This is a genomic window from Alteromonas genovensis, from assembly GCF_010500895.1.
GTDB lineage: Bacteria > Pseudomonadota > Gammaproteobacteria > Enterobacterales > Alteromonadaceae > Alteromonas > Alteromonas genovensis.
Map to the genome: position 1 here is coordinate 560,232 of NZ_JAAAWO010000001.1, position 21,024 is coordinate 581,255.

Here is a 21,024-nt window from a genome sequence, read left to right on the forward strand (position 1 = left end):
AAAAAGGCTTTTTATGAGTTCAGACATACACGCTCAACGAATACTTATTTTGGATTTTGGTTCGCAATATACACAGCTAATAGCACGCCGAGTACGTGAAATAGGCGTTTATTGCGAGCTATGGGCTTGGGATGTAACCGAAGAGCAGATTCGCGCATTTAATCCTCAAGGGATCATATTGTCAGGCGGTCCAGAGTCGGTAACCGAAGAAGGGTCACCGCGAGCACCTGATTATGTGTTTGAGGCCGGCGTTCCTGTTTTCGGAATTTGTTACGGTATGCAGACTATGGCCCATCAGCTTGGCGGCGGCGTGCTTGGTTCAGACAAGCGTGAGTTTGGTTATGCTCAAGTAGAGGTCATTAAGCCAAGTCCATTACTTGATAAGATTGAAGATGCTATCGGTGATAACGGAGCCGCTCGTCTTGATGTATGGATGAGTCACGGCGACAAAGTGTCTGCTATTCCCGCAGGTTTTGAGACCATCGCCCAGACTGCGTCTTGCCCTCACGCGGCTATGTATAACGAAGAAAAACAGTTCTATGGTGTACAGTTTCACCCAGAAGTGACCCACACTCGCCAGGGCATGCGTTTATTAACGCATTTCGTTATGGACGTGTGTAAGTGTGAAAAGCTATGGACTGCGGGTGCGATAATTGAAGATGCTATTGAGCGTATTAAACAAAAAGTCGGCGATGATGAGGTAATACTCGGTCTTTCTGGTGGCGTAGACTCCTCGGTTACGGCCATGCTTTTACATCGCGCTATTGGCAAAAACCTTACCTGCGTATTTGTTGATAACGGGTTGTTGCGATTAAACGAAGCCGACCAAGTTATGGAGATGTTTGGCGATCACTTTGGTTTAAATATCATTCGTATCGATGCTGAAGAAAGATTTTTAGCGCGCCTTGAAGGTATTGAAGATCCAGAGCTTAAACGCAAAGCCATTGGCAACGAATTTGTTCGCGTTTTTGATGAAGAAGCCGGCAAGCTTGCTAATGCAAAATGGTTAGCTCAGGGCACTATCTACCCTGATGTAATCGAATCTGCAGGTTCGGCTACGGGTAAAGCCCACGTTATAAAGTCTCACCACAACGTAGGCGGTCTGCCAGATGATATGGCGCTCGGGCTTGTTGAGCCATTGCGTGAATTATTTAAAGATGAAGTGCGCAAAATTGGTCTTGAGCTTGGCCTGCCTTACGACATGCTATACCGTCACCCGTTCCCTGGGCCAGGTTTGGGAGTTCGTGTACTTGGTGAAATTAAGAAAGAGTACTGCGATCTGCTGCGTCGCGCCGATGCTATCTTTATTGAAGAGCTATACGCCGCAGACTTATACCAAAAAGTGAGTCAAGCATTTACCGTATTCTTACCGGTACGCTCTGTGGGCGTTATGGGCGATGCGCGTAAATACGACTGGGTAGTCAGCCTTCGCGCTGTTGAAACAATCGACTTTATGACGGCGCATTGGGCACACCTGCCGTACGATTTCCTTGGTAAAGTGTCTAACCGTATAATCAACGAAGTAGATGGTATCTCGCGCGTGGTATACGACATCTCAGGTAAACCGCCTGCTACCATTGAGTGGGAATAGTGGAAACACGCCTTAATACATTAGCTTAATAGGCCGCCTTAGCAAAATGAATCAAAAAAGAGCCCAAGTGGCTCTTTTTTTCATTTCTACTGCACCTTTCTTTTTAATCATCTTTAACTATATTGACGCAAGCGAAAGTCTAAAGGCCGTGCTGGTTTTAGCTTTAGGCTTTTAGGTACTTATTTTTATCAAAAGCGCTTTTTACTTTGAATGATAGGTATAAAGTGCAAGATATAAGTATGCTCTGCTATACCTTTGACGTAACGCAACTGTCATAAAAATATCATCTAATAGTGCAGTTATTATCTAAGTTAAAGGTCATATCGTGTTCAAGTACACCAGCATAAGCCGTTTGGTCATTGCCCCCGTTCTCGCTAGTTTCTTTCTCCTTGTTTTACTCAACGGTGCATCAATTTTAAAGTCATTCACACTGCTGAATGCCTTTGATGAACTTGAAAATACGCTGGTTCAGTCTGAGCGCGACGTTAACGATGTACTGAGTGCTTTTAAGACTCAGGTCCAAGAGTGGAAAAATGTGCTTCTTCGAGGCCATAACAAAGCCGATAGAGAAAAGTATTGGGAGCGGTTTAAGCAGCGTGAAAGTGACATTCAAGCAAAGTTTAGTGCCATGCTGCAAAATGATGTAATCAGTAATGAAGCAAAAGCAGAAATTCGCCAGTTTCAAAAAGCTCATAACATAATGGCAACCAAATATCGCGAAGGGTACGACGCTTTTGTCAATTCTGGCTTCAACGCTAAAGTCGGTGATAGCTATGTACGAGGCATTGATAGAGAGCCCGCGAAGCTATTAGGCAGTATTGCTGATGATATAGCATCACAGTCGGCTACAGCTATAGTAGAGCTTAAGCAAAGCGCGCGTAACATGCTGTGGCTTATTCTTCTTGCCGCCGTCGTGTTATCAGTATTGTCTTTGAGCTATGTTATCGCAAGGCTTCGTTCACAGGTAATAAGACCCACTAAAGACATTGCGTCGTGCATCGCTAACCTTGCCGAGAGTGAATACGATTATTCCCTAACATATTCGAGCCGCCACGAGCTTGGTATATTGGCAAATTCTGCAAGGGCCTTGCAACATAAGCTCAACGTATCGGTAGGGCAATTAAAAGATGCCGAGAAGGAAATGAGTGGCGCATTTACTTCGCTTGGGAAAGTGAGTGACCTCATTATGCAAGGCGCCAATGAGCAAAGAGACACATCTCGTTCATTGGACACTAGCACGGATAAGTTAAAGGGCATTGTGCAAAATCTGGTAGCTATCACTGATCAGGTAGCCGTAGCAACCAACAATTCAGAACAAAATGTAGCAAGTTGCTACACCACATTCGAAAAAGCCAACGTTGGGTTTAGGCAACTTGCGCAAACCGTTACAGCATCAAGTGACATTGTGACTGAGCTTCAATCTCGCAGTACTAATATTTTAAAAGTAGTGAATGTGATTAATGAAATAGCAGACCAAACTAATTTATTAGCACTTAATGCGGCCATTGAAGCTGCGCGGGCTGGAGAGCACGGCAGAGGTTTTGCTGTGGTTGCTGATGAAGTAAGAGCGTTAGCGGCTAAAACGCAACAATCCACCAGAGAGATTAACGATATTCTAAGCAGCTTCGAGTCAGAGGCAATGAGTGCGGTAACCGCCATGAATGCTGGCAAACAGCTATCCGATACCAACGCCGCTGAGGCGGAGTCGGCCCTCGAACGACTAAATACCGTTGTGAGAGACATTCAGGAGACGGCAAGTGTTGTGGTAGCGCTTAATGAAGCGGCTGATGAGCAGGAGGCTGTGCTAGGGCAAGTTGAATCTATCATTGGTAGAGTAGTGACTTCTGCTGAGCGCTATCATGAACTCGCCCAGCGTGATGATATGTCTCGCTCTATGAAAAATATGTCATACAACGTTGAAAAGGTGGTGAACAGTTTGACCCGCTAAGTCTGCTTTGACAGTATTCACTGAGGAAGCATTGGCTTCCTCTGCCACTAATGCTGTTTATAAGGTTGTTGCGACTTCATGATACCCCTAGTATTCCATCCCATCTATAGCCAACTCTCATTGCCAGACCGGCATCGGTTTCCAATCGAGAAGTATGTGGGAATTAGAGATGAGTTAATTGCTCGGGGAGTGAGCCCATCACGTTTTAGCACCCCAACGCCAGTGACTAACGAAGAGTTAATACGCTTCTATTCACCTGAATATGTGGAGCAACTCACCACAGGTACCCTTGATAAAAAGGCGATGCGAAGAATAGGCTTTCCTTGGTCTGAGCAACTGATAGAGCGCACGCGCACCGCAGTGGCCGGAACAATCCAAACTGCTAATCTCGCCATAGAGACCGGTAAAGCCTTAAATTTGACCGGTGGCTATCATCACGCTTTTGCCGATTTCGGATCGGGTTTTTGCCTGTTTAACGATTTGTATTTGGCAGCCAAGGCTATGCAATCCCACGAGGGCATCGATAATGTTCTTATTATTGATTTAGATGTGCACCAAGGTGACGGCACAGCTAAGCTGGCCGAAAACGATGACGACATCTTTACACTCTCTCTTCATGGTGAAAAAAACTTTCCCCATAGAAAGCAAATATCCAACATTGATATTGGCCTCCCTAAAGCGGCCGAGGACGATGAATATCTCACCACGTTGGAGCAGGCTATTACACTCGCTTTTCGCCAATTTCAGCCCGATGCCATCATTTACGATGCTGGCGTAGACGTGCATGTTAATGATGATTTGGGGCTATTAAATATTTCTACGAAGGGGGTGTATCACAGAGATAAAACAATTTTCGACTTGGCAGAGAGGGAGGGGCTCCCAATTGCTGCTGTAATTGGAGGGGGATATCAACGGGATATTGCGGCGCTTGTTGACGTACATATGCAACTGTATCGCGCCGCAGGTGTTGTTAAATAGCGGTTTTCAGCTTTACTGCAAATAACGTAAAACCTTATTTGCAGATGATAACAGGCCTTAGATGATAGCAGGCCTTAAAGGAACGTTACTTGAAAGCCTATGCCAATACGCTCTTGTGAGCGATTATAGTCTATCAGGGAGTCGCCGTAGCCGTTGAAATACTGCACTAACAGCTCATAGCGATCTGATATAGGGTAGGTCATATCCAGTTGAAAGCTGCCTCTATTCTCATCAAAGTCTAAGTTATTTCGAACAAGAGCGAGCATCTTAAACGCGCCAATCTTTCTGCCATAGCCAAACTCGAATCGGCCGTAAAAGTCTTCGATATCAGGGTTGTCATCACCACTGGCATCCAAAGGATCGTCTTTTTCATCTTCTGGCACGCGATACCATGTTTTTAGATAATAAATATCGTCATTGTCGCTAAAAGTGATAGAGGCAAATATACGGTTCCAACTGCGAGAGCGAAGGCCGCTTTGGCCATTAGACATATGATTAAAACCTAATTGAAAGGTATTAAACTTATACCCTAGTACTGAGTAGTCGCCGGTCTTCTGCCAAAAGACTTCTGGTTCATAGTTGGTTTCACGAAATGGTTTAGACACCTCACTATTGTAAAGTTGCCAAAACGAGGTAAGAGTAAAACCAAAATACAGTCCATCAAAACCTGTGTCCTCTAGGTATAAAGGTAGCTTCATGCTTACCTGAAATTTAGCCTCTTTGCTGTCTACATTTTCTTCTGTTAAATCCTGATTACCCGCAGAGTTTGGGTTTTTAACATACGTAAAAGGAAGCAGATAGTTTTGACGATGCTGAGTAATAGCAAACACATTATCGAGGGCTTCTTTATCACCTGCTATTCTGTTATCCAGCGCACTTTCTGTTGTGGTATCTCGTTTGATGATATCAATAACTTCAATGCCTTCTTCAATAGCTGAAGATAAATCAGATTTGTCTTCCTTTTTAGCAGCATCAGATGTTGTTTGCTCATCACTTGAGTCTGACTCCTGCGCATGCGCAAGGGTATTTGCACCTAGTAAAATGTACGTCGATGTAATTAAAAAAAACAAAGGTTTTAGATTCACCTTTTACTCTCCGGGTTATGATCTTAAGGTTCTAAGTTGAGGTTTAAATTAAGGCTTGTTGAAGTTCAGTGTTTGACCTTCAGCCGAAGCAAATATGGTTAGCGGGGATTCAGCCGCAACAACAAAGTCATTACAGTGCGCAACCACAAAATCTATATCATCGTCTGTTCTTTCGGGGTCATGACTGTATAGCGCGAGTCGCTTAACGTTACTTGCCATAGCAAGTTTCACCGCTTCTTCTGCCACAGAGTGTCCCCATCCGTTCTTTGCGGGCATATCTGACCCCATGTACTGAGCGTCATGGATTAATAGATCTGCGTTACTGGCAAAGGTAGCGAACGTTTGAAAATCAGTTTCTTTTTTGTAAGGAGGATAAAGCTCGTTGTCAGTAATGTACGCTATTTTGCATCCATCGGCTTCGATGCAGTAGGCGCTCCCTTTACCTGGGTGATTCATTGGTACACGCTTTATATGAGCGCTGCCAACAGTGAAGCTTTCTTGCTCCGCTGGTAGCTGCACAATATCTATATTAGCGTGCAAAGCAGTTCGCGGTACGGGAAATAAGGAGCCTTCCATTTGCCGAAGTATCTGATCTGGCTCATCGAGATTAGTCTGGCCTGGAAAAATATTTATTTCTCTGCCTTTTTGATAAATCGGCGTGAAAAAGGGAAAGCCCTGAATATGGTCCCAGTGGTTGTGGCTAAGTAAAATATTAATTGGCGACGTCTTTTGAATAAGTTGAGCGCTTAGTAAGCGAATGCCTGTGCCTGAATCGAGGACGATATCGGTGCCATCCTCAAGTTCAATATGCACACACGCAGTATTACCGCCATAGCGCACGAAGTCCGCACCGGGAGTCGGAATTGAACCTCTAACGCCATAAAATGTTAACCGCATATACTAAGCCCCATCATCTACTTATTTGGGCAACGCCAGAAGTTAGAGCGCGGCTATAAAGTCTTTAGCGGCACTGATATCTAATAACTGTTTATCGCCAGTTCTTCTATTCTTGTATTCAACTTGTTGATTATCCAAGTTTCTTTCGCCAATAACAATACTGTGAGGTATACCAATTAATTCCATGTCATTAAACATGACACCTGGACGCTCTTTTCTGTCGTCGAAAAGTACGTCTATACCAAGTGCTAGAAGCGCTTCATAAAGGGCTTCAGCCGTTTCCTTTATGCGATGGGATTTGTGCATGTTCATCGGGATAATCGCCACCTTGAACGGTGCGATGGCGTCAGGCCATTTAATACCAAACTTGTCATGGTTTTGTTCTATAGCAGCGGCAACAATACGAGATACGCCAATACCATAGCATCCCATGGTAAGTGTTTGGTGCTTACCCGTTTCGCTTAATACACCGCAGTTCATGGCTTCAGAGTACTTTCTTCCAAGTTGAAAAATATGACCCACTTCAATGCCGCGTTTAATGTCAAGTGTTCCTTCACCGTCAGGAGATACATCTCCGGCGACGACATTACGAATATCAACCGCATTAATCTCTTCAGACCAATTTGAATTAATGGCTAATGTGTTTTGCTCTCCAGCACCGCAAGTAAAGTCGGCTAGCGCTGCTGCACTTGAATCAACAAAGGTAGGAATAGGTAAGGTGGTTGCATCGGCAAATAAAGGAGAAACACCTAGTACCTGTGCCGCTTTTTCAGCAGAGGCTTGAACTAGCGGTGTAGCAACTCTACCAATTTTTTCTGCTTTGACATCGTTGAGTGTGTGGTCTGCACGAAGTACAAGCGCAACCCATTTTTCATCACTGTTTGGCGCAGCGTCAGCGTTGCCCTCATCGGTTTCAGCGCCTTTAACTACAAACACGTTTACCGCGTTGCTCGCTGCAATATCAATACTGCCAAGAGCCTCTTCTAAAGTGTGACCACTCACAGGCTTAGTCTCACGCACAGCACCAGAGGCCACTGCTTTTTCAGGGGCAGTAGCAAAAGCCATCTCTACATTTGCTGCGTAGTTGCTCTGATTAGAGAAAGCAATGGCGTCTTCACCAGAGTCTGCCAATACATGAAACTCATGAGAATGATTACCACCAATTGAGCCAGAATCGGCAATGACTGCACGGAAATCTAGGCCCAAACGGGTGAAGATATTGCTGTAGGCATCGTACATTTTTTGATAGGTAGTTTCTAAGCACGAGTCTTCTAAGTGAAAACTATAGGCGTCTTTCATCGTAAACTCGCGGCTTCGCATAATGCCGAAGCGAGGGCGAACTTCATCACGAAATTTGGTTTGTATTTGATACAGGTTCAGCGGCAGCTGCTTATAACTGCTCACCTCATTGCGTACAAGAGCAGTAATAACCTCTTCGTGAGTGGGTCCTAATACGAAATCACGCTGATGGCGGTCTTTCACACGCAGTAGTTCTGGGCCGTACTCTTCCCAGCGACCAGATTCTTCCCAAAGATCGGCAGGTTGAACAACAGGCATTAATATTTCAATCGCGCCGGCTTTGTTCATTTCTTCACGAACGATATTGGCCACTTTATTGAGAACGCGAAGGCCTGAAGGCAGCCAATTATATAACCCCGACGCTAACTTTCTGATCATACCAGCGCGTAACATTAGCTGGTGGCTGATAACCTCTGCATCTGCAGGTGTTTCTTTTTGCGTGGCGAGCAAATATTGACTAGTGCGCATGTAAAACAGTATTCCTGTAAAATAAAATTTAATCTTATGTATTCTAATTAAGTACGAGCCATTACGCTACATACTGAGTGTTTTATATTGTATTTATCTCTGTGACGACAACAATGCCGTTTTTCACCATAAATCCTATGTCCCGATCGTAAAGGGTTACCCTATAGATTTTGTCATCACTTTCTGTGTTTTGCTTATAGGCGGGGCGGGGGTCTTGGGCTAAAATTTCACGCACTAGGAGTTGAAAATCGCTGTGTTGCTCACAGGCTTTTAGAAGCTGTGGTGAAATTTCTTCTGAAAACGCTACCGTTCGCTGAGGTATAGGACGCATTTGCTCAAGGCTATCGGTGGCGTTTTGAATACTGTCGGCGTAATGCAGGTAAGGTTTAATATCGATGATGGGAGTACCGTCTACTAAATCTATGCCTTCAACCACTAATCTTGGTTTGCCGTCGATAGTATGAATACCATTATTCTTTACTACCGACATACCGATGGAATTGGGTCTATGGGTAGTTCGCGTTGCGAGCACTCCCATTGTGGCATTGCCGCCTAAACGAGGGGCTTTAACAGTACTTTTCCATCCTCGTTCCATTGTTTCGTGAAATACAAATAGAAGCCATAGATGGCTGTAACCTTCGATACCTTTCAACATATTGATATCGTCAAAACCGGTGGCAAAGGAAATAATTCCCTTTGCTGCGCTTAGGTTAGCCTGCCGAGGTACCGCAAATTTTTGCTTGAATGGTGTTGCTATGGTGGCAATTGCGTTAATGCGAAATTCATCGTTTATCGTCATTTCGTTGAATCTTTGTTGTTTTTTGCTTGTTTGATAGACGACAACGTTTTTTCAAAATAGGGGCAGCCAAGCTCGTTGGCTTTTGCGATATTATGGGTATATATCTTTTGTGCATCTTCTTCGTTTTTCATATAACGAGTAATGTCGCTTTCTCGGATTATATGTAAGAGCGGATAAGGTGAGCGGTTAGTGTAATTTTCAGAGTCATCAATGCTGTTGCCCTCAAAAACATACTGTGGGTGAAAACTGGCTAGCTGATAGCGCTCTAAAAAGCCCCAGTCGTGGAGCATGGCCTCTGCGATGGACAGCACATCTAAGTATTCATTAAAGTCTGAGAACGACGTGTTTGAAAGAATTATGAGGGTTGTTGCAATATCGTCAGTATTATCTAAGCGTTTCAATTCCTCAAAAAGTGCTTCTAATACATCACCGGTATTGCCTGCTATTACACTGCAATGTATTTGATTAGGCGTTCTTACGAAAGATGCGAAGGGGCAAAAGTTATGGTGAATAACAACGTCATCAACCCACTGCATAGTGGCCTCTGTGTAGTGTGCGTGGCTGTCGCTAGATTGCTCGTTACCAGAGCTCTCATCATTAGAGTGCTGTGTCGCTTGTCTAGCGCCTGAAGATTCAACTGGTTTCATCAAATAACACTGTTCGCTAATATGTGCCTCAAGTGTAAAGAAGCAATCAAGTTTGTAAGAGTGTGCTGTAAGAAAACGCCCAGCTATGAGCTAGGCCATTCTATAAAGCGCTAAGTCGAGACATTTCTTAAAAGCATCGCATAGGTTGTATGCGATGCGAAACTAGCGCAATTATGTTACTAAGAATGATACTTTACGTACGCCTCTAGCGTGTTTTCAATAAGGCTTGCTACCGTCATCGGGCCCACGCCGCCAGGCACTGGCGTTATCCATCCAGCACGCTCTTTTGCCTGCTCAAATTCGATATCACCAATTAATGAACCGTCGCTTACACGATTGATACCCACATCAATAACAATGGCACCGGGTTTTATCCAGCTACCAGGAATGAAATTGGGCTTACCCACGGCAACGACCAGCAAGTCAGCGCGCTGAACATGATTCTTTAAGTCTTGCGTAAACTTATGACAAGTGGTTACTGTACATCCCGCCAGCAACAGCTCAAGACTCATTGGGCGACCAACAATGTTTGATGCGCCAACAATGACCGCGTCTAAACCTTTTACCGGGCGCTTCGTTGATTCAATCATTGTCATTATGCCCTTAGGGGTGCAAGGACGAAGGGCCGGTATCCGTTGCGCTAAGCGGCCTATATTATAGGGATGAAATCCATCTACATCTTTGTGCGGGTGAATGCGCTCTAAGACACGCTCAGCGTTCAGTCCTGCTGGCAACGGTAATTGAACAAGAATACCGTCTATTTCTCTATCTTCGTTAAGCTCATCTACCAATGAAAGAAGTGCTTCTTCTGTGGTGTCTGAGGGAAGGTCAAAAGAACGAGATATAAATCCTACTTCTTCACACGCCTTTCGTTTATTCGATACATAGACTTGAGAGGCAGCGTCACTGCCAACTAATACCACGGCCAAGCCGGGTTGGCGCTTTTTCGCTTTTATTAATGAGTCGACGTAAGAAGCAACATGCTGGCGAACTTGCTTGGCAATTAGTTTGCCATCAATTAGGTGAGCAGTCATAAACACAAATTCATAAAGTAATTAATGAGTGTTGCTTATTGTTTCACAAAACCAATATATGAAACCAGTTTATTATTTCGGTAAATCTGAGCTTTTGACTAAAGACTGAGAGTGTGACTTCTTAAAAGTAGTACTTAGGACATTTTTCTAAAATGTCTAATTAAGAAAAGCAGATATCAAGTGCGCTTATTAATTTACTTTCTATTCTTTTTTTCATTTGCGCTTTTTATTTATGCTTTCCAGTTATCTGCGTATTTAAGTTTTTGCGGCTTACCAACGGCCAACACCTCAATTTTACGTTCAAAAAGCATACGGTTTGTATAAAAAAACACAATAATGCACGCTTTATGAGCGGTTGATTTTTTTATTTCAAAAAGTGTTTGACGAGGTGGGGGCAAGTCAGTAATATTCGCACCCCGTAACGGCACAGAGGCAAAACGCTTCGAAAGCAGTTACGCTGTCGGTGAGTGGCGCAGCTTGGTAGCGCACTTGTTTTGGGTACAAGGGGTCGCAGGTTCAAATCCTGTCTCACCGACCACTTCTTTGCAACGACGTTTGCAAAGGAAAAAGATTCGTCGAGCGCCCGTAGCTCAGCTGGATAGAGCAACGGCCTTCTAAGCCGTGGGTCGCAGGTTCGAATCCTGCCGGGCGCGCCATGCGGGTCAGGTAGGTCCTGACCACATCGATAGAATCTTTACGTTTACATGTTTATCAATTCACATGTAAACTATAACACCTCAGTGGTGGGCGTAGCTCAGTTGGTAGAGCCCCGGATTGTGATTCCGGTTGTCGTGGGTTCAAGTCCCATCGTCCACCCCACTTTTTCGCGGGAGTGGTGGAATTGGTAGACACGCTGGATTTAGGTTCCAGTGCTTCACGGCGTGAGAGTTCAAGTCTCTCCTTCCGCACCATAAGTTCAAGCTTCTTTCAAAAGCTTTTCAGCACTTCTATTGTCGGTGAGTGGCGCAGCTTGGTAGCGCACTTGTTTTGGGTACAAGGGGTCGCAGGTTCAAATCCTGTCTCACCGACCACTGCTTTATTTCCCTTTTTCTATCATTTCTAGTAGCTTTCTGCGTGAATTTTCAATAATTCTGCCTTTCTGCGCGTTTATTGCGCAAAACGATGTTAAAAGCGTGTTTTTGCCTCTCGACTCTCAAAGTGTGCGGCTGTATACTACCGCGTCTTTTTTTAACCAATACGTTTATTTCAAGCTGCGTGTTTACACACTTAAATTCATATTTGAATTATGTAGCTTTGAATTCATAAACGATTTTTAACGACCTCTTCCCCGAGTGATGTGCTTACTAAGCATGACGGGAGAGGGGATTGAAAACAAAGCGCCTGAAAAGGCGTATAGTTGAGGTAATATAATGCAAGTTTCAGTCGAGACGACCCAGGGTTTAGAACGCCGTCTTACTATCACCGTTCCAGCTGACACGGTTGATTCAGCAGTTAAGTCACGTTTACAACAGTTGGCGAAAACACAGCGCATCAACGGTTTCCGTCCTGGCAAAGTTCCAGTAAGCGTAATCAAAAAACGTTTCGGCCAAGCAGTTCGCCAAGAAGTTTCTGGTGAAGTCATGCAGCAAAACTTCTACCAAGCAGTTATTCAAGAAAAAATTCAGCCTGCTGGTATGCCGAAGTTTGATTTAACAACAGACGAAGACGGTAAAGATTTAGAATTTACAGCGTCTTTTGAAGTTTACCCTGAAGTTGAAGTGAAGGGTGTAAGCGACATCGAGATTGAAAAGCCGGCAGTAGAGATTACTGACGAAGACTTAGACAACATGATGGAAACGCTTCAGAAGCAGCACGCGACTTGGAAAGAAGTTAAGCGTAAAGCGAAGAAAGATGACAAAGTAGTCATGGATTTCGTAGGCACTATCGACGGTGAAGAGTTTGAAGGCGGAAAAGCGGAAGACTTCTCATTAGAGCTTGGTCAAGGACGTATGATCCCTGGCTTTGAAAAACCACTTGTTGGCGCGAAAGCGGGTGACGAAGTGACTATTGAAGTGACTTTCCCGGAAGACTACCACGCAGAAAACCTGAAAGGTAAAGATGCAGTATTCCAGGCTACAATTAAGAAAGTTGAAGGTCAGGCACTGCCTAAAGTAGACGAAGAATTCGCAACACTATTCGGTGTTGAAGAAGGCGGCGTTGATGCGCTTAAAGCAGAAGTTCGTAAGAACATGCAGCGCGAGTTAGACCAAACGCTTAAAGCACAAGTAAAAGAAGATGTTATCTCTAAGCTAGTAGATGCAAACGAGATTGACATTCCACAGGCGCTTATCGATCAGGAAATCGATGCACTTCGCGAGCAAGCGAAGCAGCGTTTCAGCCAACAGGGCGGTGGTCAAAATCTTCCAGACCTGCCTGCTGAGTTGTTTACAGACAATGCGAAACGTCGTGTTTCAATTGGCCTACTTCTAGGTGAAGTGATTAAGCAAAACGAGCTTAAAGCTGACGAAGAACGCGTAAAAGAGATGATCGAAACAGCGGCATCAGCGTACGAAGATCCAAGTGAAGTTGTAGAGTACTACAACAACAACCAAGAGCTAATGCAGCAAATGCAGAACGTTGCGCTAGAAGAGCAAGCTATCGAGTGGGTTCTTGAGCAAGCTAAAGTTACTGAAGTAACCAAGGCTTTTGACGAGGTAATGAACAAACAGGCGTAATTTTTTACTGTCTGATTGACATTACTTGTCAGCAACTGCTTAAATGCTCGGAGCCTTCCGAGCATTTTTGTTTTTAACGCTAGATAATAAAGGTAGTTATGACTAACACTCCGTTTGACCCTATGAATGCACTTGTTCCAATGGTTGTAGAGCAAACCTCTAAAGGTGAGCGCTCTTACGACATTTATTCTCGCCTATTAAAAGAAAATGTTATTTTCTTAGTGGGGCAAGTTGAAGATCACATGGCCAACCTTATTGTTGCGCAGATGTTGTTCTTAGAAGCGGAAAATCCAGAGAAAGACATTTTCCTTTATATCAATTCTCCTGGCGGTTCAGTTTCAGCAGGTATGGCAATTTACGATACCATGAAGTTTATCAAGCCTGATGTAAGCACAGTATGTATGGGCCAAGCGGCTAGCATGGGAGCGTTTTTGCTTTCAGCGGGTGCCAAAGGCAAGCGCTACTGTCTACCTAATTCTCGAGTGATGATTCATCAACCTCTCGGCGGATTCCAAGGCCAAGCATCAGATTTTGAGATACACGCGAAAGAAATTCTTTATATCAAAGAAAAATTAAATCGCCTAATGGCCGAACATACCGGTCAAGACTACGAAAAAGTAGCAAAAGACACAGATCGTGATAACTTCTTAAATGCATCTGATGCAAAAGAATATGGATTAGTTGACCAAGTGTTGGCAAACCGTTCTGACGTTGCTGCAACGAAGTAGTATAGTTATAGTAAATCTGAGCCAAAATATCGTGTGATTTAGTGTGTGGCTCAGGCAAGGCAGAGGCAAAAGTAATGAGTGATAAGCAAAGCGGTGACGGTGATAACAAGCTACTGTACTGCTCGTTTTGTGGCAAAAGCCAGCACGAAGTGAGAAAGTTAATAGCAGGCCCGTCGGTATTCATTTGCGACGAGTGTGTTGAGTTATGTAACGATATCATTCGCGAAGAAATCAAGGAAATTGCGCCTAAGCAAAAGCAGGATGCTTTACCTAAACCAGCCGAGATCCACGAGCATCTTAACGATTATGTGATAGGGCAGGACCACGCTAAAAAAGTACTTTCTGTAGCGGTTTATAACCACTACAAGCGCTTGCGCAATGGTGATGTTCACGATGGCGTAGAGCTTGGTAAAAGTAATATTCTTCTTATCGGTCCAACGGGAAGCGGTAAAACACTTCTTGCTGAAACACTAGCGCGATTGTTAGACGTTCCATTTACCATGGCCGATGCTACCACGCTAACCGAAGCGGGTTATGTGGGTGAAGACGTTGAAAATATAATTCAGAAGCTTTTACAAAAATGCGACTACGATGTAGAAAAAGCCCAACGCGGTATTGTCTACATTGATGAAATAGACAAGATCTCTCGTAAGTCAGACAACCCGTCAATTACACGAGATGTGTCTGGCGAAGGTGTACAGCAAGCGCTGTTGAAGCTTATTGAGGGCACAGTAGCTTCTGTTCCCCCACAAGGCGGAAGAAAGCACCCTCAACAAGAGTTCTTGCAGGTAGATACGTCCAAAATCTTGTTCATCTGTGGTGGTGCGTTTGCCGGTCTTGATAAAGTGATTGAGCAACGTGCACAAAAAGACACCGGTATAGGTTTTGGTGCGACGGTCAAATCAAAAGAAAATGGTCAGCAAATAAGTGAGCTGTTTAAGCAAGTTGAGCCAGAAGACTTGGTGAAGTACGGATTAATTCCAGAATTTATCGGTCGTTTACCTGTAGTAACAAGCTTAGAGGAGCTAAACGAAGAAGCACTTATTCAAATTCTTCGCGAGCCGAAGAACGCGATAACTAAGCAATACGGTGCACTTTTCTCGATGGAAGACGTTGAACTTGAGTTCCGTGAAGACGCGTTAAACGCTATTGCGAAGAAGGCGATGGAGCGTAAAACCGGTGCCCGTGGGCTTCGTTCTATTGTTGAGGCTGTGTTGCTCGAGACAATGTACGATCTTCCGTCTACCGACGATGTGAGTAAAGTGGTGATAGATGAAACTGTAATACGCGGCGAGTCTAAACCTATTTTGATTTACGACAGTAATGAGAAAAAAGCAGCATCAGAATAGCGATAAATTTGTTGATAAAAGGCCCTTCGGGGCCTTTTTTGTTTCTAGCACATTATTTTGCATTGATATTTAAGCCTTAGCCTATTTGAGCCTTCGCCGCCGCGTCCAATTTTCGGCGCTATGCCCGCTAAGCTGTCTGTTATTTGAGCTAACAGCACGATAAAGTCCATCCTTTGATATAGATCTGCCCTCTGCCTATTGCCTTAAGCGCAAAAATCGATAATGGTATTTGTGTGAGCTAATGATAAACGCGACGCAATGTAATCGATAATATCTAATTCACGTATCTAATTTGCTTTGTGTAGAAGCAAAAGGTGAGGGATGGTAAGGAATTAACGCACTTTAATAAGTTTTGATTGAAGTTTGCTCTTACATCCCCATATAAAACGACATCGGAAATAAATTGAGAACAAGTATGACAGTTGAGCGTGAAAATCGCATTGAAATTCCTGTGCTTGCCCTGCGGGACGTGGTCGTATACCCGCATATGGTCATACCCCTTTTTGTAGGGCGTGAAAAATCTATCCGCTGCCTAGAAGCAGCAATGGAAAATGACAAACAAATTTTCTTAGTAGCACAAAAAGATGCCGGCGTTGATGAGCCTGAATCTGATGATATCTACACAGTAGGTACTATAGCGACTATTTTACAGCTTTTAAAATTACCGGACGGAACGGTGAAAGTTCTAGTTGAAGGTAGTGTTCGCGGCCAGATCGAAAGCTATAAACAAGCCGATCCTTATTTCGTTGCTGCCGTTGACCAAATTGATGATGAAGACATCGAAGAGAGTGAGCAGGAAGTTCTCATTCGCTCTGCAGTCTCTCAGTTTGAAGGTTATGTAAAGCTGAATAAAAAGATACCGCCGGAAGTACTCACTTCACTAAACGGTATCGAAGACGCAGCACGTTTAGCTGATACTATGGCAGCTCACATGCCGCTTAAGCTGACGGAAAAGCAAAAAGTATTAGAGATGCAAAGCGTTAACGAGCGTCTTGAATACTTGATGGCGCTTATGGAAGGCGAAATCGATCTGTTGCAGGTAGAGAAGAAAATTCGTACCCGCGTTAAGAAACAGATGGAGAAAAGCCAGCGCGAATATTATTTGAATGAGCAAATGAAAGCCATTCAAAAAGAGCTTGGCGAGCTAGACGATGCACCTGACGAATTTGAAGCGCTGGCGAAAAAGATTGCTGACGCCAAAATGCCTAAAGAAGCAGAAGACAAAGCCAAATCAGAACTTCAGAAACTGAAGATGATGTCGCCGATGTCTGCAGAGGCTACCGTGCTTCGCAGCTACATTGAATGGTTAACGAACGTTCCGTGGAACAAACGTTCTCCTGTGAAAAGAGATTTGGCAAAAGCTGAAGAAGTGCTCAATGAAGATCATTACGGTCTTGAGAAGGTCAAAGAACGTATTCTTGAGTATCTAGCCGTTCAGCAACGCGTTAAAAAGCTGAAAGGTCCCATTTTGTGCTTAGTAGGTCCTCCTGGTGTAGGTAAAACATCACTGGGTCAGTCTGTAGCTAAAGCAACTGGCAGAAAGTATGTGCGTATGGCACTAGGCGGTGTGAGAGATGAGGCAGAAATTCGAGGCCATCGTCGAACTTACATCGGCTCACTGCCCGGTAAATTAGTTCAAAAAATGGCGAAAGTTGGGGTGAAGAACCCGCTATTTTTGCTTGATGAAATCGACAAGATTTCATCTGACATGCGCGGCGACCCGGCATCAGCTTTGTTAGAAGTGCTTGACCCAGAGCAGAACAACAGCTTCAGTGACCATTATCTAGAAGTGGATTACGACCTCTCTGATGTGATGTTTGTGGCTACATCGAACAGCATGAATATTCCGGGTCCATTACTGGATCGTATGGAAGTTATCCGTCTGTCTGGTTACACCGAAGATGAAAAGTTGAACATTGCGAAAAACCATTTAATTGGTAAGCAGATGGAGCGCAATGGCCTTAAAGCCAAAGAGCTTGAAATTACTGACTCTGCGGTTATCGGCATGATTCGCTATTACACACGAGAAGCGGGTGTACGTAGCTTAGAGCGTGAGATTTCCAAGGTGTGCCGCAAAGCGGTGAAAGACGTTCTTCTTAAAAAGAACAAAGATAAAGTGTCTGTCACTCAGGATAATCTAAAAGATTATCTTGGCGTTCAACGCTTTGACTACGGTAAGGCCGATAAAGACAACCAGATTGGTCAAGTGACTGGTTTGGCGTGGACTCAAGTTGGTGGCGATTTACTTACCATTGAGACTACATCGGTGCCAGGTAAGGGGAAAATGACCTCTACAGGCTCTCTTGGCGACGTAATGCAAGAGTCAATCAAGGCCGCCATGACGGTGGTAAGAAGCCGTGCAGAAAAGCTTCGTATTAACGAAGATTTTTACGAAAAACGCGACATTCACGTGCACGTGCCGGAAGGTGCTACACCGAAAGATGGCCCAAGTGCCGGTATCGCCATGTGTACTGCGTTGGTGTCGTCACTCACTGGCAATCCAGTGAAGTGTGAGGTTGCCATGACGGGTGAAATAACGCTACGTGGTGAAGTACTTGCCATCGGTGGTCTAAAAGAGAAGCTGCTAGCTGCTCACCGAGGCGGTATTAAAACGGTGATTATCCCTAAAGACAATGAACGTGATTTGGAAGAAATTCCTGATAACGTGAAAAAAGATTTGGCTATTCACCCAGTAAAATGGATTGATGACGTCCTCGACATTGCACTTCAGGAGCCAGTGGAAAGTTTTAAGGTAGAAAAGAAATCGTAAATAGTAATGGCTACAATGCTTAATTTTAAAGGGTTGTAGCCATTTTCTTGTACTTTTTGATTAAAAAATGTACGTAATATTAAAGAATTGCCGTTTTTTTTAAAATTAGGGCTTTCAAGACCGAAAAGTTGTGTTACCTTAAAATGGTTATCGCTTAAAGCCTTGCCACAAAAGGGATTGCAGCGGTTATTTTAAAAGTTAATTAATTGTGACAGATGCTTGATGTTAACGATCAAGCTTGTTATAACGTCCAAACCAATTTTTTGGACAAACAGTATAATAACAATTGAAGGGGATCAAAATAGTGAACAAGTCTCAACTTATCGACCAAATTGCTGCTGGTGCAGATATTTCTAAAGCAGCTGCTGGGCGCGCACTTGACGCATTCACTGACTCAGTAACTGCGGCGCTTAAAGACGGCGACCAAGTAGCACTAGTGGGCTTTGGCACTTTCTCAGTTCGCGAACGTTCAGCTCGCAGTGGCCGTAATCCACAAACTGGTGAGACTATTCAGATTTCAGCTGCGAAAGTTCCATCTTTCAAAGCCGGTAAAGCTCTGAAAGACGCTTGTAACTAAGTCAAAAAATATAGAAAAAGGCGATGGCTAGTCCATCGCCTTTTTTATTTGTACACAACATAATTGATAACCCCGCCGCGAATAACGTTTACCTTGCACTAAGCCTGATAAGAAAGTCTTAGAAACACGCAGATTAGTTTGTTTTAGGTCGTTTATCTTCATCGGCATTAGGTTATAATCATCGCTTATTTTACCAGTGACAGCTATTACATCGCTTTGCGAAAAGGTATTGTCAGGTATCAGTAGTAAGCAACGGAGTTGAAGAATAATCATGCTAGAAAGAATCAGAGAAGGTTCTCAAGGCCCATGGGCGATGGCAATCATTGCGCTAATCGTTTTGAGTTTCGTATTTGCTGGTGTAGGAAGTTACCTCACATCGCCAGGCACGTCTGCAGTGGCTACGGTAAATGGCGAAGAAATCTCGGCCCAAGAACTAGACCGTGCGTATCAAAATCAGCGCGCGCAAATGGAATCACAGTTTGGCGAAAGCGTAGCTCAGCTATTTTCCAGTGAAGAGTACCTTGCAAACTTTAGACGCAGTGCGTTGGACCGCTTAATTTCAGAAAAGCTAATTCAGCAACAAGCATCAGAAATTGGCTTGCGTGTAAGCGATGAACAAATTCGCGAAACCATAGTGCAAATGCCAGAATTTCAATTTGGCGGTCAATTTGATAACGAACGTTTTCAAACCATCCTTCGTCAAAACGGTTTCTCACCTGCAGATTTTCGTAATTACCTTCGCATTCAGATGACACAAAATCAGTTGGCTGCTGCACTGACTACCTCAGCCTTTGCACTAGATAGTGAAGTGGAAGAGGCAAACATGCTTCAACGCCAAACTCGCGACGCAAAATACCTAATGGTAAGCGCTGCTAGCTTTGCAGATTCGGTAGAAGTGTCTGAAGCCGACATTGAAACGTTTTATAACAACAACATTGCATCGTTTGATACCGAAGAAAAAGTTAAGCTTGCTTATGTGAAGTTAAGTGTAGAAGACCTTAAAGGTAGAGTGTCTGTAGACGATGATGCGGTTCGTACTTATTACGAAGCGAATTTACCGAGCTACGGTAAAGAAGAAGAACGCCGCGTTTCTCATATTTTGATCGAATCAGGTGATGATGTTGATGCTGCAAGAGCGGAAATAGAGGCACTAAAAGCCCAGCTTGATAATGGTGCTGACTTTGCCACACTGGCATCAGAAAATTCAGACGATACTTTTTCTGCTGAAAATGGTGGTGACTTAGACTTTATTACGCCAGAAATGATGGACGCTGAATTTGATGAAGCGGCATTTGCATTAGATAGCGTAGGCGACGTGTCTGATATTGTTGAAACGGATTTTGGTTTCCACATCATCAAGCTGACTGATATCAATGAAGCGCAAACTAAATCATTTGAAGAAGTAGCCAGTGATATCCGCGAGTCGTTACTCTATGACCAGGCAATGGAAAAGTATTTTGAGCTTCAAAATACATTGGCAGAGATAGCGTTTGAAGTACCTGACACACTAGAAGATGCAGCAAACGCGGTTAATCTTCCAGTTCAAGAAACAGCGTTATTCAGTCGCAATACGGCACCAGAAGAGTTGAACCTGCCCGCGCTATTAGACGACGCCTTTTCTTCAGAACTTATCGAAGAGCGTCTTAACAGCGACATCATTGAGTTAGATGATGAAAACATTGTTGCGATTCGAGTTATTGAGCATGAGCCACAGCGCACGCAGTCACTTGATGAAGTACGCGACAGTATTACCGCTTCAGTAAAATCAACGAAGGCAAGAGAAGCTGCACAGGCTTGGGCTTCAGATGTTGCTGTGAAAGTAAGAGCAGGTGAAGATGTATCAGCGCTTTTATCTGAAAAGTCTGCGACGTGGGAAACGGCAAAGGCTGTTCCTAGAAACGGTGGCACGTTGGCTGCTGCGGTTGTTGAGACCTTGTTTGCTCTAGCGCCTGAAGGTGAGGGAAGTGTTGACGTGGCAACCACCATGAATGGTGACGTTGCGGTAGTTCAGCTAGAAGGGGTTAATGCAGCACCGGTACTTGAAGCTGAGTTAGGCAATAGTCTTAAAGAGCGTCTCGGCCAGATGAAAGGACAGCGTTTGTACGAGCAGTACATTGAAGCGCTTCGTTCTCAAGCAGACGTTACCATTGCAGAAAGCGTATAACGCGTACTAAAAAAT

15 protein-coding genes and 5 tRNA genes are annotated in these 21,024 nt (G+C 44.1%); 14 read left to right on the forward strand and 6 right to left on the reverse strand.

All coding sequences use genetic code 11. The features are described from left to right. Nucleotides 1-13: 13 nt before the first annotated feature. The 3 genes from guaA to GTQ48_RS02330 all read left to right on the forward strand — a co-directional run bounded on the left by guaA (nucleotide 14) and on the right by GTQ48_RS02330 (nucleotide 4,517). Nucleotides 14-1,591, forward strand: a complete 1,578-nt coding sequence (guaA, locus tag GTQ48_RS02320) for a glutamine-hydrolyzing GMP synthase (protein WP_163104981.1) — start codon at nucleotides 14-16, stop codon at nucleotides 1,589-1,591. A gap of 325 nt (nucleotides 1,592-1,916) precedes the next feature. After that, a complete protein-coding gene (locus tag GTQ48_RS02325) occupies nucleotides 1,917-3,539 on the forward strand; it encodes a methyl-accepting chemotaxis protein (RefSeq protein ID WP_163104982.1) in 1,623 nt (540 codons plus the stop codon). Nucleotides 3,540-3,617: 78 nt separating this feature from the next. Beyond that, the gene (locus GTQ48_RS02330) at nucleotides 3,618-4,517 is read left to right on the forward strand and encodes a histone deacetylase family protein (RefSeq protein ID WP_163104983.1); all 900 of its coding nucleotides are present in this window, start codon (nucleotides 3,618-3,620) and stop codon (nucleotides 4,515-4,517) included. A 74-nt stretch (nucleotides 4,518-4,591) separates the two neighbouring features. On the opposite strand, the gene GTQ48_RS02335 is transcribed toward GTQ48_RS02330, so the two are convergent. The 6 genes from GTQ48_RS02335 to folD all read right to left on the reverse strand — a co-directional run bounded on the left by GTQ48_RS02335 (nucleotide 4,592) and on the right by folD (nucleotide 10,746). After that, a complete protein-coding gene (locus GTQ48_RS02335; protein ID WP_203565047.1) occupies nucleotides 4,592-5,587 on the reverse strand; it encodes a phospholipase A in 996 nt (331 codons plus the stop codon). A 63-nt stretch (nucleotides 5,588-5,650) separates the two neighbouring features. Further along, on the reverse strand, nucleotides 5,651-6,499 hold the full coding sequence (locus GTQ48_RS02340) for an MBL fold metallo-hydrolase (RefSeq protein WP_163104984.1): 849 nt from the start codon (nucleotides 6,497-6,499) through the stop codon (nucleotides 5,651-5,653). A gap of 42 nt (nucleotides 6,500-6,541) precedes the next feature. Further along, nucleotides 6,542-8,266, reverse strand: a complete 1,725-nt coding sequence (locus GTQ48_RS02345) for a proline--tRNA ligase (protein ID WP_163104985.1) — start codon at nucleotides 8,264-8,266, stop codon at nucleotides 6,542-6,544. Between the two features lie 82 nt (nucleotides 8,267-8,348). Beyond that, a complete protein-coding gene (gene tsaA, locus GTQ48_RS02350) occupies nucleotides 8,349-9,065 on the reverse strand; it encodes a tRNA (N6-threonylcarbamoyladenosine(37)-N6)-methyltransferase TrmO (RefSeq protein WP_163104986.1) in 717 nt (238 codons plus the stop codon). Continuing rightward, nucleotides 9,062-9,712, reverse strand: a complete 651-nt coding sequence (locus GTQ48_RS02355; protein WP_163104987.1) for a DUF1415 domain-containing protein — start codon at nucleotides 9,710-9,712, stop codon at nucleotides 9,062-9,064. The genes tsaA and GTQ48_RS02355 overlap by 4 nt, the downstream gene beginning before the upstream one ends. A 179-nt stretch (nucleotides 9,713-9,891) precedes the next feature. Next, nucleotides 9,892-10,746, reverse strand: coding sequence for a bifunctional methylenetetrahydrofolate dehydrogenase/methenyltetrahydrofolate cyclohydrolase FolD (folD, locus tag GTQ48_RS02360; protein WP_163104988.1), 855 nt, complete (start codon nucleotides 10,744-10,746; stop codon nucleotides 9,892-9,894). A 461-nt stretch (nucleotides 10,747-11,207) separates the two neighbouring features. On the opposite strand from folD, the gene GTQ48_RS02365 reads away from it, so the two are divergent. The 11 genes from GTQ48_RS02365 (at nucleotide 11,208) to GTQ48_RS02415 (ending at nucleotide 21,009) form a co-directional block, all read left to right on the forward strand. Further along, nucleotides 11,208-11,284 (forward strand) — tRNA-Pro (locus GTQ48_RS02365). A gap of 41 nt (nucleotides 11,285-11,325) precedes the next feature. Further along, nucleotides 11,326-11,402 (forward strand) — tRNA-Arg (locus GTQ48_RS02370). Nucleotides 11,403-11,489: 87 nt separating this feature from the next. Further along, nucleotides 11,490-11,565, forward strand: a tRNA-His gene (locus GTQ48_RS02375). Between the two features lie 7 nt (nucleotides 11,566-11,572). After that, nucleotides 11,573-11,657, forward strand: a tRNA-Leu gene (locus GTQ48_RS02380). 43 nt (nucleotides 11,658-11,700) lie between these two features. After that, nucleotides 11,701-11,777: transfer RNA gene (locus GTQ48_RS02385), tRNA-Pro, on the forward strand. Nucleotides 11,778-12,116: 339 nt separating this feature from the next. Beyond that, nucleotides 12,117-13,421 (forward strand): trigger factor, encoded by a 1,305-nt coding sequence (gene tig, locus GTQ48_RS02390; protein WP_032096877.1) that lies wholly within the window; start codon nucleotides 12,117-12,119, stop codon nucleotides 13,419-13,421. Nucleotides 13,422-13,519: 98 nt separating this feature from the next. After that, entirely contained in the window at nucleotides 13,520-14,149 is a 630-nt protein-coding gene (gene clpP / locus GTQ48_RS02395) for an ATP-dependent Clp endopeptidase proteolytic subunit ClpP (protein ID WP_032096878.1), read from the forward strand. A 74-nt stretch (nucleotides 14,150-14,223) separates the two neighbouring features. Further along, entirely contained in the window at nucleotides 14,224-15,498 is a 1,275-nt protein-coding gene (clpX, locus tag GTQ48_RS02400) for an ATP-dependent protease ATP-binding subunit ClpX (protein WP_163104989.1), read from the forward strand. A gap of 415 nt (nucleotides 15,499-15,913) precedes the next feature. After that, nucleotides 15,914-18,268, forward strand: a complete 2,355-nt coding sequence (gene lon, locus GTQ48_RS02405; RefSeq protein ID WP_163104990.1) for an endopeptidase La — start codon at nucleotides 15,914-15,916, stop codon at nucleotides 18,266-18,268. A 304-nt stretch (nucleotides 18,269-18,572) separates the two neighbouring features. Beyond that, on the forward strand, nucleotides 18,573-18,845 hold the full coding sequence (gene hupB, locus GTQ48_RS02410; RefSeq protein WP_012518978.1) for a nucleoid-associated protein HU-beta: 273 nt from the start codon (nucleotides 18,573-18,575) through the stop codon (nucleotides 18,843-18,845). A gap of 271 nt (nucleotides 18,846-19,116) precedes the next feature. Further along, a complete protein-coding gene (locus GTQ48_RS02415; RefSeq protein WP_163104991.1) occupies nucleotides 19,117-21,009 on the forward strand; it encodes a SurA N-terminal domain-containing protein in 1,893 nt (630 codons plus the stop codon). The last annotated feature ends 15 nt before the right edge of the window (nucleotides 21,010-21,024 follow it).

Bases quoted from the DNA above. Each gene is read 5' to 3' on its own strand.
- guaA (WP_163104981.1), top strand. From the start codon at position 14: ATGAGTTCAGACATACACGCTCAACGAATACTTATTTTGGATTTTGGT.
- GTQ48_RS02330 (WP_163104983.1), top strand. From the start codon at position 3,618: ATGATACCCCTAGTATTCCATCCCATCTATAGCCAACTCTCATTGCCA.
- GTQ48_RS02340 (WP_163104984.1), bottom strand. From the start codon at position 6,499: ATGCGGTTAACATTTTATGGCGTTAGAGGTTCAATTCCGACTCCCGGT.
- GTQ48_RS02345 (WP_163104985.1), bottom strand. From the start codon at position 8,266: ATGCGCACTAGTCAATATTTGCTCGCCACGCAAAAAGAAACACCTGCA.
- tsaA (WP_163104986.1), bottom strand. From the start codon at position 9,065: ATGACGATAAACGATGAATTTCGCATTAACGCAATTGCCACCATAGCA.
- GTQ48_RS02355 (WP_163104987.1), bottom strand. From the start codon at position 9,712: ATGAAACCAGTTGAATCTTCAGGCGCTAGACAAGCGACACAGCACTCT.
- folD (WP_163104988.1), bottom strand. From the start codon at position 10,746: ATGACTGCTCACCTAATTGATGGCAAACTAATTGCCAAGCAAGTTCGC.
- tig (WP_032096877.1), top strand. From the start codon at position 12,117: ATGCAAGTTTCAGTCGAGACGACCCAGGGTTTAGAACGCCGTCTTACT.
- clpP (WP_032096878.1), top strand. From the start codon at position 13,520: ATGACTAACACTCCGTTTGACCCTATGAATGCACTTGTTCCAATGGTT.
- clpX (WP_163104989.1), top strand. From the start codon at position 14,224: ATGAGTGATAAGCAAAGCGGTGACGGTGATAACAAGCTACTGTACTGC.
- lon (WP_163104990.1), top strand. From the start codon at position 15,914: ATGACAGTTGAGCGTGAAAATCGCATTGAAATTCCTGTGCTTGCCCTG.
- GTQ48_RS02415 (WP_163104991.1), top strand. From the start codon at position 19,117: ATGCTAGAAAGAATCAGAGAAGGTTCTCAAGGCCCATGGGCGATGGCA.